This is a genomic window from Pseudomonas fragariae (ex Marin et al. 2024), assembly GCF_059621105.1.
Genome location: NZ_CM184369.1, coordinates 1,319,455 through 1,332,585, shown reverse-complemented (window position 1 = coordinate 1,332,585; position 13,131 = coordinate 1,319,455). Strand labels below are relative to the sequence as shown.

Below are 13,131 nucleotides of genomic sequence, written 5' to 3'. Positions count from 1 at the left end.
GCCCGATCATGGGCTGGCTTTTTGTTATCTGAACTTCTGTACTGACTTATTCGCGAGCAACGCGTACTACGCCAAAGGCGACGCTGCGCTTGCTCGCGAATAAGCCAGGCAACTCAACCTCACGGCTGACATCGAATCCATGACCGATACCCGCAAACCACCGCGCAAGAAGCCTCAGCGGCCAGCCAAACCTGCTGCGCCGCGTGAAAAGGCCACCTTGCACCCGCGCAATCGGCATCAGGGCCAGTACGACTTTGCGAAGCTGATCAAATCCAGCCCCGAACTGGCAGCGTTCGTGATCCTCAATCCTTACGGCAAGGAAAGCATCGACTTCGCCAATCCGCAGGCGGTACGGGTGTTCAACCGCGCGCTGCTCAAGGCGTTCTATGGCATCGCCCATTGGGACATTCCGGCGGATTACCTGTGCCCGCCGATTCCGGGACGTGCGGACTACCTGCACTTCCTCGCCGACCTGCTGGCCGAAGACAATGAAGGCGTGATACCACGCGGCGCATCCATCAAGGCGCTGGACATCGGCACCGGCGCCAATTGCATCTACCCGTTGCTGGGGCATAGCGACTATGGCTGGCAGTTCGTGGGTTCGGACATCGACAGCACCGCCATCGCCGCAGCCACCACGATTGTGAAGGCCAACGGCCTCAGCAAGGCCATCAGCGTGCGCCAGCAGGCCAATCGCAGGCAGATCCTGCTGGGGCTGCTCGACAGCAGCGAACGCTTCCACGTCAGCCTCTGCAACCCGCCCTTCCATGCCTCGCTGGAAGAAGCGCAGCGTGGCAGCCAGCGCAAGTGGCGGGCGCTGGGCAAGGCTGATCCCAAGCGCAAGCTGCCGGTGCTCAATTTCGGTGGACAGTCGCAGGAGTTGTGGTGCGACGGCGGCGAGATCGGCTTCATAACGCAGTTGATCCAGGAAAGCGCCTTGCTGCCGAGCCAGGTGGCGTGGTTCAGCACACTGGTGTCCAAGGCCTCCAACCTGCCGCCGATCCACAGCGCCCTGAAAAAAGCCGGCGCGCTGGAAGTGAAGGTCGTGGAAATGGGCCAGGGCCAGAAGCAAAGCCGTTTTGTGGCCTGGACCTTCCTCGACAAGGCACAGCGCGCACCAGGCTGACTCGACTATCGTGAACAAGCGCCTAATCTCGACTATCGTGCGACGCCGCGTCGGCAGGCCGTAATCTCGACTATCGTGCGACTCCACAGCGACATGCCTTAACCTCGACTATCGTGCGACGCTCCGCGTCGGCATGCCGTTCTGGACGCTCTGCGTCCTCTCTTGAATATGCAGTGCGGCACAGATCTGTGACGCAGAGCGTCACGCAAGGCATTCCCACGCTGGAGCGTGAGGAACGATAATCTCAACTATCGTGCGACGCCGCGTCGGCAGGCCGTAATCTCGACTATCGTGCGACGCTCCGCGTCGGCATGCCGTTCTGGACGCTCTGCGTCCTCTCTTGAGTATGCAGTGCGGCACAGATCTGTGACGCGGAGCGTCACGCAAGGCATTCCCACGCTGTGGAGCGTGAGGAACGATAGGCGTCTGGAGGACCGTTCTGGACGCTCTGCGTCCGACTTTGCGGGAGGTGTCCAATCAGGCGCCCACAAAAAAGCCGTGCCCGGTTAACCGGTGCACGGCTTTTTCACAGCAAGCGGTTGCTTACTTGTTGATCGAGTCGGTCAGCACTTTGGCTGGTACGAACTTGATAACTTTCTTGGCAGCGATTTCGATGGCAGCGCCAGTCGAAGGGTTGCGGCCAGTGCGAGCTGGACGCTCTGCAACTTTCAGTTTGCCGATACCTGGCAAAGTGATTTCCACGCCGTTTTCCAATTGGTCGGCAACAATTTGGCCCAATTGCTCAAGAGCATTACGCGCGGTGGTTTTTGGCGCTTCGATAGATTCAGCGATATCGGCGATCAATTGGTCTTTAGTAAGAGCCATGGTGGTGTTCCTTCCCTATCAAATTCATTTGGATTGCAGAGCGCAACGTCGGCCCGTGGCCAGGCAACGAACCTGGCCACCCGCTAGCAGCCACGATTAATCGCGAAAGTGTAGATACTGAAACCGGGTAATGGTTCGACCTACGTGTGCGCTAACTGCACGCTTGACGCGCTAAGTGCGCAAGACCGCGCAAAACTAGCACAGAGCCGGGCAAATATCCGCCTCTACCTATCCTTTTGGTCAGGTTTTAATGTTAATTGCACAAAAAATACCCAGCAAACACTCGCTGCTGGCGAAAACCAGCCCGTCCGGGGCCATCAGGCGCATGCGTGCGTTACACTGGGCATCTTGCAACGAGCTGCACGCTCTTCACCTTTTTCAGCCGAGAAGCCCATGCCGATCCGTCACTGCATCGTCCACCTGATCGAGAAGAAACCCGACGGTACGCCCGCTGTTCTCCATGCACGCGACTCCGAACTCGCTGAGTCCCAGGCCATCGAGAACATGCTGGCCGACCTCAACGAAAGCTATAACGCCAAACAGGGCAAGGCATGGGGCCTGTTCCATCCCGAGTCCGGCGCACATCCATTCAGTGGCTGGCTGAAGGAATACATCGACGGCGGCAGCGACTTCACGGCGTTCTCCCGAATGGCAGTCGAGCATCTGCAAAAGCTCATGGAAGAATCCAATCTGTCAGTGGGTGGCCACGTGCTGTTCGCCCATTATCAGCAAGGCATGACCGACTACCTGGCCATCGCCCTGCTGCACCACAGCGAAGGCGTGGCAGTGAATGCCGAACTGGACGTGACCCCGTCCCGGCACCTGGACCTTGGTCAGTTGCACCTCGCCGCCCGAATCAATATTTCCGAGTGGCAGAACAACAAGCAGTCCAAGCAATACATTTCGTTCATCAAGGGCAAGAACGGCAAGAAGGTTTCCGAGTACTTCCGCGACTTCATCGGTTGCCAGGAAGGCGTGGATGGCCCCGGCGAAACCCGCACGCTGCTCAAGGCGTTCAGCGATTTCGTCGAAAGCGAAGACCTGCCGGAAGAATCGGCCCGCGAGAAGACCAAGACTCTGGTCGACTACGCCAGCAGTCAGAGCAAGATGGGCGAACCGATGGGCCTGGAGGAACTGTCAGAGCTGATCGACGAAGAGCGTCCGCGTGCCTTCTACGATCACATTCGCAACAAGGATTACGGCCTGTCCCCGGAAATACCGGCGGATAAGCGCACCCTCAACCAGTTCCGCCGCTTCACCGGCCGCGCCGAGGGCCTGTCGATCAGTTTTGAAGCCCACCTGCTGGGCGACAAGATCGAATACGACGAAAGCGCCGGTACCCTGATCATCAAAGGGCTGCCGACGCAACTGACCGACCAGTTGAAGCGACGGTAACCGAGATGCTGCTGCGTACCCTCAAGAAGTTTGCCCTGATCATGCTGGTGGTCGTGATTTACCAGAACTGGGGCAGGATCGAGCACTTCGTCAACCCGCCCCCGGCAGACGTCGCACAGAGCTACAGCCAGGCCAAAGTGGTGATGTACGCCACTGACTGGTGCGGCTACTGCAAGCAGACCCGGCGTTTTCTGGACAGCAAGGGGATTGCGTATCAGGAGTTCGACATCGAGAAGTCGGAAGAAGGCCGCAAGGCCTATGAAGCGCTGGGTGGCAGAGGCATCCCGCTGATCGACGTCAACGGCACACTGATCCGGGGGTTTGACCCGGATCAGATACTGGCGGCGTTGAAGTAACCCGCCTGGCTAGCGTGCCAACGCTCCGCGTCCTCTTTGCGACGCAGAGCATCGTTGAACCTCAGCGCTTCTCGATCCGATAGCCCATTCTCGGGAAGTGTACGTGCACGACACCGGCACGCTCGTCCTCGCGGCGCAGGATGAGCTCTTCGCGGCCGTTAAATACCAGCTCGCCCTCAACCGCTTCGACGCCATAGTCGACCGCAGAAACCGCAACCTTTTCACCTGCCTTGAAGCCATTTGGATCGACGAGAGTTTCATCGGGCAATGGCGCAGGCGTGGCGTTTCTGGCGATTTCGATGGCATCTGCCGAGCTCAGGTCGCTGAACGTGCCATGACCAAAACCCAGCACACGATCGAGCCAGGCCCTGACACTCGGATACTCATCGACAAAGGGTGCGGTCACCGGCGTCTGCTTGAGAAACCACAACGTATGGGCAACCGAGAAATCGGCAATCGACGCTACGCCGAACAGGAAGTCACCGCCGTGCGAGAGTTGCAGCTCCAGGCGTGACATCAGAGTGGGCCATTGGTGCTTGACCTGCTCCACAGGCGGGCGCGACGCAGTGCCGCCGTTGAACAGCGTCGAACGGTCGGCGACGAAGGCCTTGGCGGCGTCTGGCGGCACCTTGGCGAAGCGCACAGCCATTGATTCAGGCTGAAATACCAGACTCACGGCATGCATGAACAGCACCGAGTCGGCCCAGGCGGCCAGGCCGGCAACCGTGAACTCCTGCCCTTTCGGGTAAAACGCTGGCGAAGCTTTTTCCTGCTCCAGACGCCGCGCCATCAGCGCCGTATCACAGTAGATGTCCGCTCCGGCCTGCAATACCGGGGTCCTGCGATAACCGCCGGTCAATGCAGTCAGGTCAGGCTTGGGCATGATCGAAGGGATAGTCACCGAACGCCATGTGAGGCCTTTGAAACCCAGCATCAGACGGGCTTTTTCGGCGAACAGCGAGGTGGGGTAGTGGTGAAGGATCAACTCGGACATGTTCAGCCTCTGTGCACATGGGAAAAACACAGCTTAACCCGCAGTACCCTGGCCGCCCACGACCTCAAACTGATGGGACACCATCACGCGCATGGATCGGTGACATTACGTAGCTGGCAGCCAACGCCTCTTTGGCGCTTTTTTTGAGCTTCTTGATCAGCCGCTCATGGCGTAACGCCTCGCCCTTGCTGGGCCATTGTTCAACGTAGACCAGCGCCATCGCCGGACTCGAAGAGAAAAAGCGCGCGCCCTTGCCGCTCTGGTGCGCAGCGAACCGCCGCTGCGGATCATCGCTGATGCCACAGTACAGCGAGCCGTTGGCAGCGCGCACCAGATAGACAAACCAGGGTTTGCCGACCGCCTGTTCGGCAGTCGACGCACTGGCGGTGCAGGCGACCTCAGGCACGGCGGCTCTCTGAAAAGGTCTTCAGGCCCTTGAGCGCCTGAGCCCTGACGGCGTTGCGCACCAAAGGCGTCCAGCCAAGCAACAGGCCCTTCAAACCCAGGGCCTGGCGCGACCAGCGCCACATATCGAAATGATCGCGATGCTCGCAGATCCTGCCATCACGAAACACGAAACGGGCCTGAATATCGTTGACCACCGTGCGCCCGGTCTGACTGAACAGGTACGTCGCCACCCAGTGCGCACTGCCAGTCTGGTCATCGGCTCGCACCTGATCGAAGACCACCGAAAAATTCTTTGCCCGGGAAGTCAGCATGCGCCACATGTCACCGACCTGAGCACCGCGCAATTCACCAAAGGCAGGGTCGCTGAACAACACGTCATCGGTATAGCAGGCACTCATCGCCTCGGCATCCAGCTGCGCAAACGCCTCATAAAACCGGGTGATCAGTGCGCTGTTGGCCTGACTTTGTTCTTCGTAGTTCATGCGTGCACATCCCTTGGCGAATTATTCGTGCACGATAAGCGGCGCCGAAGAAAATGGCGAGGGGTTGATGGCGCATCAGCCATCACGTTTACCTGTCCAGATAACGATTTCGCGCCGCACTGAACGCCTCCGAATTTTCAATCACCCAAGTCCACAGCGGAATCATCTGTACCAGCAGCCCCATGCCCAGGTCGGTCAACGAATATTCCACCCTGAGCGGCTTCTCGCGGTAGTCGTGGCGGGTGATCAACCCGTCCTGTTCGAGCTGGCGCAAGGTATGAGTGAGCATGCGCTGGGTGACACCGTGCAGTTTTCGGCGCAATTGGGCGTGGCGCAAAGGGCTGCTGACGCCAAGGGCATGGACCACGCCCAATGACCAGCGATTACCGGCGTGGCCGAGAATGTCACGCTTGAGACCATCCTCATCATCGCTGAGCGCAGCACAGGCCGCTTCGGAGCGTCTGACCACTTCCTGCGCGTCCAGCCCGCCCGGTATCACCGATGTGCCTACTTTTTGTATGTCGACAGGCATGCCAGCATCTCTCCCGCCTGAATTGAAAGGCTGTCCAAAGGGATCACCATGCAAGCCGATAACGCAAACGTCAAACAACGCATTCTGGTAATAGGTGCAGGAGAGCTTGGGCTCGCGGTGTTGCGAGGGCTGGTCGAGAAAGCCGGGGCACATGGCTTGAGCATTGCCGTGCTGCTACGCCAGAGCAGCTTGAGCACTCAGGCGCCTGCCAAGCGTGTGGAAATCGAAGAAATCCGCGCGCTGGACATTGCCATCGAAACAGCCGATCTGGCCGTTGCCAGCGTGGACGAACTTGCCACTGTCATGACGCGCTACGACACGGTAATCAGCTGTGCGGGGTTTGCCGCTGGCCGGGGCACTCAACGCAAACTGACCGATGCAGCGCTCAAGGCCGGCATAAAACGCTACCTGCCCTGGCAGTTCGGCGTTGACTACGACCTTATCGGCCGGGGCAGCCCTCAGGATCTGTTCGATGAACAACTCGATGTGCGAGAAAAGCTGCGCGCCCAGCAGCGCACCGAATGGGTGATCGTTTCGACCGGCATGTTTACAAGCTTCCTGTTCGATCCCGCGTTCGGTGTCGTCGATCTGCAAGGCGGGCGGATCAATGCGCTGGGCAGCCTCGATACTGCCGTGACAGTCACGACCGCAGAGGACATTGGCAGGCTGACTGCTGCCATCGTGATGCACGAGCCGCGCATCGTGAATCAGGTGGTGTACACCGCTGGCGACACATTGACGTACGCCGGGCTGGCCGATCTGGTGGAGCGTGTCACGGGGCGCGACATCGAGCGGCACGTATGGAGTGTTGCGCAGTTGCAAGCTGATCTGACGGAAATGCCGGATGACAATCTGCGCAAATACCGGGCAGTCTTTGCCATGGGCCGAGGCGTGGCATGGGACGTCGCCAGTACCTACAACGCGAAATCAGGGCTGAGCGTCACCCGTGCCGAACAATGGGCACGGGCCAATCTGACCCAGACCTGAAGCAACTCAAGCCCGGGTCGCACGATCATCAATCATCGAACATCAAACCTTCTCGCTACTGACCTGCACCTGCAGCGCCCGACCGGCGCCCATGCCCGCGATGATGGCGCCCAGCCCGAGTACCGCGAAGATCCAGCCAATCGCGCTCCAGCTGCCGGTCATGTCATGCACCACGCCCACGGCAAACGGGCCGGTCGAGGCGATGGTGTAGCCGACGCCTTGCGCCATGCTCGACAGGTTGGCGGCGACATGTGAGTCGCGCGAGCGCAGGACGATCAAGGCCAGCGCCAGACTGAACGTGCCGCCCTGCCCGATCCCCAGCAGGATCGCCCAGCCCCACAGCCCGCCAAGCGGCGCATACAGGCAGCCGAACAGACCGATCAGGGTCAGCGACATGACCAGCATGATCGCCAGACGCTGATCCTTGCCGCGTGTGGCCAGATAAGGCACCGCCAGCGCGCTGATGACCTGCGCAATGATCGAGCCGGACAGCAGCAGGCCGGCCTGGGTGGGCGTCAGGCCGCGACCGATGAGGATCGACGGCAACCAGCCGAAGACGATGTACGACAGCGACGATTGCAGGCCCATGTACAGCGTGACCTGCCAGGCCAGCGGGTCACGCAACAAACCACGGACCCGGTAAACATCGCGATGCGTGCCATGCACTTCACGCGCCTGCGGAAACCATAATGCGGCGGCAATCAGTGCCGGAACCAGCCAGAAACCCAGGCCAATCTGCCAACTGCCACCCACGTACTGACTGAGCGGTACCGTCGAACCGGCTGCAATGGCCGCGCCCAGGCACAAGGCCATGGTGTAGACACCGGTCATGGCTCCGGCCTTGTGCGGAAAATCACGTTTGACGATACCCGGCAGCAACACGCCGATGATTCCGATGCTCGCACCCGCCAGCAGGCTGCCGCCAAACAGCCCGACCTGACCAAACAGACTGCGCACTGCCAAGCCTGCAGCCAGTGTCAGAAGCACCACCATGACCACCCGCTCACTGCCAAACCGGCGGGCGAGGATCGGTGCGAGCGGCGCGAACAGGCCCAGGCACAAAACCGGCAAGGTGGTCAGCAGTCCGGCCTCGGCAGCGGACATGCCCAGGCTGTCGGACACCGTGTCAAGCAGCGGCGCAATGCTGGACAACGCCGGGCGCAGGTTGAGGGCGACCAGCACCAGACCCAGCAGCAACAGCCAGGGGCGCTTCAAGGCAGAATGAGGTTGATCGGCAGTCGGTTGGGGGCTGAGTTGAGCCTTGGCAGTCATCAGTTTCTCGGTCATCAAGTATGTCGACCCTTTTCAGGGGGGCGGTATCCTGTTGGAGAATCATCGCGAATACAAGGTTCAGATCAATTGCATACAACCCACACAGCAACGACAGGCATAAAAAAACCGGGCACAGGGCCCGGTTTCCTTGTTCAGCAGAAGTCCACTCAGTGGATGATCTGACTGAGGAACAGCTTGGTACGGTCGCTCTGCGGGTTATCGAAGAAGTCGTTCGGCGCGGCCTGTTCGACGATTTCGCCCTTGTCCATGAAGATCACCCGGTTTGCCACGGTACGGGCAAAGCCCATTTCGTGGGTCACGCACAGCATGGTCATGCCTTCTTCAGCCAGACCGACCATGGTGTCGAGCACTTCCTTGACCATTTCCGGGTCAAGGGCCGACGTCGGTTCATCGAACAGCATGATTTTCGGCTTCATGCACAAGGCACGGGCAATCGCCACACGCTGCTGCTGACCACCGGAAAGCTGACCCGGAAACTTGTGGGCCTGCTCCGGAATCCGCACACGCTCCAGATAGTGCATGGCGATTTCTTCGGCTTTCTTCTTCGGCATCTTGCGCACCCACATCGGTGCCAAGGTGCAGTTCTGCAGGATGGTCAGGTGCGGGAACAGGTTGAAGTGCTGAAACACCATGCCCACTTCGCGGCGGATGGTCTCGATCTGCTTGAGGTCCGAGGTCAGTTCGGTGCCATCGACAATGATGCGACCCTGCTGGTGCTCTTCCAGACGGTTGAGGCAGCGAATGGTGGTCGACTTGCCCGAGCCCGACGGGCCGCACAGCACGATACGTTCACCCTGGCGCACATTCAGGTTGATGTCCTTGAGTACATGGAACTGGCCGTACCACTTGTGTACGCCCTCCATGCGGATCATGCCTTCAGCGCCCAGAGGCTTATTGATAACTTCACTCATCACAAAACTCCTAACGCTTGTGGCCTGTGTCCAGCTTACGTTCCAAATGCATGGAATAGCGGGACATACCGAAACAGAAGATCCAGAACACCAGGGCCGCGAAGACGTAGCCTTCAGTGGCCATACCCAGCCATGCCGGGTCGGCGGTAGCCTGCTTGACGCTGTTGAGCAGGTCGAACAGACCGATAATGATCACCAGACTGGTGTCCTTGAACAAGGCAATGAAGGTGTTGACGATGCCGGGAATGACCATCTTCAACGCCTGCGGCAGGATCACCAGACCCATGCTGCGCCAGTAACCCAGGCCCATCGCCGAGGCAGCTTCGTACTGGCCCTTGGGAATGGCCTGCATGCCGCCACGCACCACTTCAGCGATGTACGCCGACTGGAACAGGATGACGCCGATCAGCGCACGCAGCAGCTTGTCGAAGTTCATGCCCTCTGGCATGAACAGCGGCAGCATCACCGACGACATGAACAGCACGGTGATCAGCGGCACGCCGCGCCAGAACTCGATGAAGGTCACGCACACCACACGCACGGCCGGCATGTTGGAACGACGACCGAGCGCCAGCAGGATACCCAGCGGCAAGGCACCGACGATACCCACGGTGGCGATCACCAGGGTCAGCATCAGACCGCCCCACTGGCTGGTCGGTACGTTGGTCAGACCGAACGCGCCGCCATGCAGCAGGTAGAACGCGACAACCGGGTAGATCACCAGGAAGGCAATACCGTAGACAGCCTTGCGCGGAAACTTCGAGATGAACAGCGGCGCAGCGCCGACGATCGCCAGGATGGCGGTCAGGTCGACCCTCCAGCGCAGTTCATTGGGGAAGTAGCCATACATGAACTGACCGAAGCGCTGCTCGATGAACACCCAGCAGGCGCCCGCCTTGGTGCAGTCTGCCTTGGTCGTGCCGATCCAGTTGGCGTCCAGCAGGGCCCAACTGATGATCGGTGGTACGACCAGATAGATCAGATACAGCGAGAACAGGGTCAGCAGGGTGTTGATCCAGCTGGAGAACAGGTTCTGCCGCATCCACGCCATCGGGCCGAACACTTTGCCCGGTGGTGGCATATCAGGTTTGAAAGTATGAGTTGTCATGCGCTTTTCCTCACCGCTCGATCAGCGCAATGCGCTTGTTGTACCAGTTCATCAGCAGGGAAATGCTGATACTGATCGCCAGGTACACGCTCATGGTGATGGCAATGACTTCAATGGCCTGCCCGGTCTGGTTGAGCACCGTACCGGCGAACAGGGAAACCATTTCCGGGTAGCCGATGGCGGCTGCCAGCGAAGAGTTCTTCGCCAGGTTCAGGAACTGACTGGTCAGCGGCGGAATGATCACGCGCAGCGCCTGCGGGATGATCACCTTGCGCAGCGTCGGCCCAGGGCGCAGGCCCAATGAGCGAGCAGCTTCGGTCTGGCCATGGCTGACCGACTTGATGCCGGAACGCACGATTTCAGCGATGAACGCCGCCGTATAGATAGTCAGTGCCAGGGTCAGGGAGATCAGTTCAGGGATCAGCACCCAGCCGCCCGAGAAATTGAAGCCCTTCAGCTGCGGCAGCTCCCAATGCACCGGGCTGCCGAAGATCAGCATGCTCAGACCGGGGATAACCAGCAACAACGCCAGGCCGACCCAGAACTTGTGAAACGGCTGGCCGGTGGCTTCGAAGCGCTTGTTGGCCCAGCGCACCATCATCACGATGGCGATCACGGCAACCACCAGACTGATCAGGAATGCCCAGGCGCCTTCGGCAGGCAATGCTCTGGGCATGTTGAGCCCGCGGCTGCTGACGAAGAACATGTCCAGATAGCCATGCGCCTGACGCGGACCAGGCAGCGTGAGGAATACGGCGGTATACCAGAAAAGGATCTGCAGCAATGGCGGAATGTTGCGGAAGACTTCGACATACACGGTGGCCAGCTTGCTGATCATCCAGTTCGGAGACAGGCGAGCGACACCAATGACAAAGCCCAGCAAGGTCGCCAGGACAATACCGATAACCGACACCAGCAAGGTATTCAGCAGGCCGATGACGAACACACGGGCATAGCTGTCCGCTTCGCTGTAGTCGATCAGGTGCTGAGCGATACCGAAACCGGCACTGTTCTCAAGAAAACCGAAACCCGAGGTAATACCACGGTGTTGCAGGTTGGTCTGGGTGTTGTCGAAAATGAACCAGCCCAACGCGATCACCGCCACGACAGTGATGATCTGAAATAACCACGCGCGCACTTTCGGATCGCTCAGAGAGAGCTTTTGCTTGGGTGCGACGATTTGCTTTTCCATGAAATGCCCCAGGAAAAATCCAACAGAACAACGCCCGACAGGCTGGGAAGCCTGTCGGGCGCCGGGTCAATCAACGAATAGGTGGAGCGTACTGGATGCCACCGGCATTCCACAGAGCGTTCTGGCCACGCTTGATTTTCAGCGGGGTGCCTTCGCCCAGGTTGCGTTCGAACACTTCGCCGTAGTTGCCGACCTGCTTGACGATCTGCACGACCCAGTCTTTCTCGAGCTTCAGGTCTTTGCCGTAAGTGCCGTCTGCGCCGAGCATACGGGCTACGTCAGGGTTCTTGGTCGACTTGGCTTCAGCTTCAACGTTCTTGGAAGTGATTTTGGCTTCCTCGGCATTGAGCATGGCGAACAGGGTCCAGCGCACGATCGAGAACCAGTCTTCGTCGCCTTTACGCACGACAGGGCCCAGAGGCTCCTTGGAGATCACTTCAGGCAGCACGATGTAATCGTCCGGCTTGGCCAGCTTGCTGCGCTGCGCGTAAAGTTGCGACTGGTCGGAAGTCAGCACGTCGCAACGGCCGCCTTCCAGCGACTTGGCGCTTTCGTCGGAGGTGTCGAAGGTGATCGGGGTGTATTTCAGGCCGTTCGAGCGGAAGTAGTCGGAGACGTTCAGCTCGGTAGTGGTACCGGCCTGGATGCAGATGGTTGCACCGTCCAGTTCCTTGGCGCTCTTGACGCCCAGCTTGTTGTTTACCAGGAAGCCGATACCGTCGTAGTAAGTCACGCCGGTGAACACCAGGCCCATGCCCGCGTCGCGGGAGCTGGTCCAGGTGGTGTTACGCGAAAGGATGTCGATCTCGCCCGATTGCAGTGCGGTGAAGCGCTCCTTGGCGTTCAACTGGCTGAACTTGACCTTGGTGGCGTCGCCGAATACTGCGGCGGCTACTGCGCGGCAGACGTCAGCATCGATACCGGTGATCTTGCCGGTAGAGTCCGGAACGGAAAACCCTGGCAGGCCATCGCTGACGCCGCACTGGATAAAACCTTTCTTCTTGATAGCGTCAAGGGTGGTACCGGCGTTTGCAGCCCCGATCACACCAAATGCGGCCAAGGCAGTGACGACAGCCAGGGTGGATTTCAACATCTTCATTCAAAAACCTCCAGTTTGCTCTTTGTTGTGTAGGTGTTTCAGTCGCGTCGCACCTTTGTGAGGCGCTAATAACCCGTGCTGGCTTATTTTTGGGTCATGCGACGCTGGGCCTGAATCATGAATTGCCTGCAGGATCATCCCGTCATTCGTCTTCATGATTCAGAATCGGCCCCGTGGACTGAAACCCCATGATTTTCCCGGACCTGAGCGGTACAGGTTGAATCGTGCCGCGAATCCTGACGCATGGACTCCCGAGCTGCTTTTCGATCGCTATAAGTAATAGCCTTATAGTGTTACCGAACGATGTGAGCGACTCGACGCCAATGCTGCTGTAGCAAAGCCCGTACCAGCATGCTGGCTAAGTCGAATTAGCGACAGGTCAAGACAAAAACTTGTAACCTTGCGACATCTTCTTTCATTTTT

At 59.2% G+C, this 13,131-nt stretch carries 14 protein-coding genes; 4 read left to right on the top strand and 10 right to left on the bottom strand.

The window, feature by feature from the left end; all coding sequences use genetic code 11:
* Positions 1 to 139 precede the first annotated feature (139 nt).
* Entirely contained in the window at positions 140 to 1,126 is a 987-nt protein-coding gene (gene rlmF / locus AC54XV_RS06040; RefSeq protein ID WP_011266817.1) for a 23S rRNA (adenine(1618)-N(6))-methyltransferase RlmF, read from the top strand.
* A gap of 543 nt (positions 1,127 to 1,669) precedes the next feature.
* Here rlmF and AC54XV_RS06035 read toward each other — a convergent pair.
* Positions 1,670 to 1,951 carry an HU family DNA-binding protein gene (locus AC54XV_RS06035; RefSeq protein WP_004406710.1) on the bottom strand — a complete coding sequence of 94 codons (282 nt, stop codon included), beginning with the start codon at positions 1,949 to 1,951 and terminating at the stop codon, positions 1,670 to 1,672.
* Positions 1,952 to 2,344: 393 nt separating this feature from the next.
* Here AC54XV_RS06035 and yejK point away from each other — a divergent pair, with 393 nt between their 5' ends.
* Both yejK and AC54XV_RS06025 read left to right on the top strand, forming a co-directional pair.
* Positions 2,345 to 3,346: a nucleoid-associated protein YejK gene (gene yejK / locus AC54XV_RS06030; RefSeq protein ID WP_011266815.1), complete on the top strand. Its 1,002-nt coding sequence runs from the start codon at positions 2,345 to 2,347 to the stop codon at positions 3,344 to 3,346.
* Between the two features lie 5 nt (positions 3,347 to 3,351).
* A complete protein-coding gene (locus AC54XV_RS06025) occupies positions 3,352 to 3,702 on the top strand; it encodes a glutaredoxin family protein (protein WP_004406715.1) in 351 nt (116 codons plus the stop codon).
* A 61-nt stretch (positions 3,703 to 3,763) separates the two neighbouring features.
* Here the strand turns inward: AC54XV_RS06025 and AC54XV_RS06020 are convergent, their stop codons facing one another.
* The 4 genes from AC54XV_RS06020 to AC54XV_RS06005 all read right to left on the bottom strand — a co-directional run bounded on the left by AC54XV_RS06020 (position 3,764) and on the right by AC54XV_RS06005 (position 6,118).
* The gene (locus tag AC54XV_RS06020) at positions 3,764 to 4,696 is read right to left on the bottom strand and encodes a glutathione S-transferase family protein (protein WP_024652203.1); all 933 of its coding nucleotides are present in this window, start codon (positions 4,694 to 4,696) and stop codon (positions 3,764 to 3,766) included.
* Between the two features lie 64 nt (positions 4,697 to 4,760).
* Complete coding sequence (locus AC54XV_RS06015) at positions 4,761 to 5,102, bottom strand: GIY-YIG nuclease family protein (protein WP_024652202.1); 342 nt, start codon at positions 5,100 to 5,102, stop codon at positions 4,761 to 4,763.
* Entirely contained in the window at positions 5,095 to 5,586 is a 492-nt protein-coding gene (locus tag AC54XV_RS06010; protein WP_004406721.1) for a nuclear transport factor 2 family protein, read from the bottom strand. Before AC54XV_RS06010 ends, AC54XV_RS06015 begins: the two co-directional genes overlap by 8 nt.
* Before the next feature lie 88 nt (positions 5,587 to 5,674).
* A complete protein-coding gene (locus AC54XV_RS06005; RefSeq protein WP_011266811.1) occupies positions 5,675 to 6,118 on the bottom strand; it encodes a winged helix-turn-helix transcriptional regulator in 444 nt (147 codons plus the stop codon).
* Between the two features lie 48 nt (positions 6,119 to 6,166).
* On the opposite strand from AC54XV_RS06005, the gene AC54XV_RS06000 reads away from it, so the two are divergent.
* Complete coding sequence (locus AC54XV_RS06000; protein ID WP_032656271.1) at positions 6,167 to 7,105, top strand: aromatic alcohol reductase; 939 nt, start codon at positions 6,167 to 6,169, stop codon at positions 7,103 to 7,105.
* A 42-nt stretch (positions 7,106 to 7,147) separates the two neighbouring features.
* Here the strand turns inward: AC54XV_RS06000 and AC54XV_RS05995 are convergent, their stop codons facing one another.
* The 5 genes from AC54XV_RS05995 to AC54XV_RS05975 form a co-directional block, all read right to left on the bottom strand.
* Positions 7,148 to 8,377 carry a CynX/NimT family MFS transporter gene (locus AC54XV_RS05995; RefSeq protein ID WP_024652199.1) on the bottom strand — a complete coding sequence of 410 codons (1,230 nt, stop codon included), beginning with the start codon at positions 8,375 to 8,377 and terminating at the stop codon, positions 7,148 to 7,150.
* Positions 8,378 to 8,544: 167 nt separating this feature from the next.
* Positions 8,545 to 9,309, bottom strand: a complete 765-nt coding sequence (locus tag AC54XV_RS05990) for an amino acid ABC transporter ATP-binding protein (protein ID WP_003408905.1) — start codon at positions 9,307 to 9,309, stop codon at positions 8,545 to 8,547.
* 10 nt (positions 9,310 to 9,319) lie between these two features.
* A complete protein-coding gene (locus tag AC54XV_RS05985; RefSeq protein WP_011266808.1) occupies positions 9,320 to 10,417 on the bottom strand; it encodes an amino acid ABC transporter permease in 1,098 nt (365 codons plus the stop codon).
* Positions 10,418 to 10,427: 10 nt separating this feature from the next.
* Positions 10,428 to 11,609 carry an amino acid ABC transporter permease gene (locus tag AC54XV_RS05980; protein ID WP_011266807.1) on the bottom strand — a complete coding sequence of 394 codons (1,182 nt, stop codon included), beginning with the start codon at positions 11,607 to 11,609 and terminating at the stop codon, positions 10,428 to 10,430.
* A gap of 70 nt (positions 11,610 to 11,679) precedes the next feature.
* Positions 11,680 to 12,708 carry an amino acid ABC transporter substrate-binding protein gene (locus AC54XV_RS05975; protein WP_024639989.1) on the bottom strand — a complete coding sequence of 343 codons (1,029 nt, stop codon included), beginning with the start codon at positions 12,706 to 12,708 and terminating at the stop codon, positions 11,680 to 11,682.
* Positions 12,709 to 13,131: the final 423 nt, after the last annotated feature.

What these genes read in the sequence shown, in the direction of transcription:
- AC54XV_RS06025 (WP_004406715.1), top strand. Translation starts at nt 3,352, where the DNA reads ATGCTGCTGCGTACCCTCAAGAAGTTTGCCCTGATCATGCTGGTGGTC.
- AC54XV_RS05995 (WP_024652199.1), bottom strand. Translation starts at nt 8,377, where the DNA reads ATGACTGCCAAGGCTCAACTCAGCCCCCAACCGACTGCCGATCAACCT.
- AC54XV_RS05980 (WP_011266807.1), bottom strand. Translation starts at nt 11,609, where the DNA reads ATGGAAAAGCAAATCGTCGCACCCAAGCAAAAGCTCTCTCTGAGCGAT.
- AC54XV_RS06005 (WP_011266811.1), bottom strand. Translation starts at nt 6,118, where the DNA reads ATGCCTGTCGACATACAAAAAGTAGGCACATCGGTGATACCGGGCGGG.
- AC54XV_RS06035 (WP_004406710.1), bottom strand. Translation starts at nt 1,951, where the DNA reads ATGGCTCTTACTAAAGACCAATTGATCGCCGATATCGCTGAATCTATC.
- AC54XV_RS05985 (WP_011266808.1), bottom strand. Translation starts at nt 10,417, where the DNA reads ATGACAACTCATACTTTCAAACCTGATATGCCACCACCGGGCAAAGTG.
- AC54XV_RS05975 (WP_024639989.1), bottom strand. Translation starts at nt 12,708, where the DNA reads ATGAAGATGTTGAAATCCACCCTGGCTGTCGTCACTGCCTTGGCCGCA.
- rlmF (WP_011266817.1), top strand. Translation starts at nt 140, where the DNA reads ATGACCGATACCCGCAAACCACCGCGCAAGAAGCCTCAGCGGCCAGCC.
- AC54XV_RS06020 (WP_024652203.1), bottom strand. Translation starts at nt 4,696, where the DNA reads ATGTCCGAGTTGATCCTTCACCACTACCCCACCTCGCTGTTCGCCGAA.
- yejK (WP_011266815.1), top strand. Translation starts at nt 2,345, where the DNA reads ATGCCGATCCGTCACTGCATCGTCCACCTGATCGAGAAGAAACCCGAC.
- AC54XV_RS06000 (WP_032656271.1), top strand. Translation starts at nt 6,167, where the DNA reads ATGCAAGCCGATAACGCAAACGTCAAACAACGCATTCTGGTAATAGGT.
- AC54XV_RS05990 (WP_003408905.1), bottom strand. Translation starts at nt 9,309, where the DNA reads ATGAGTGAAGTTATCAATAAGCCTCTGGGCGCTGAAGGCATGATCCGC.
- AC54XV_RS06010 (WP_004406721.1), bottom strand. Translation starts at nt 5,586, where the DNA reads ATGAACTACGAAGAACAAAGTCAGGCCAACAGCGCACTGATCACCCGG.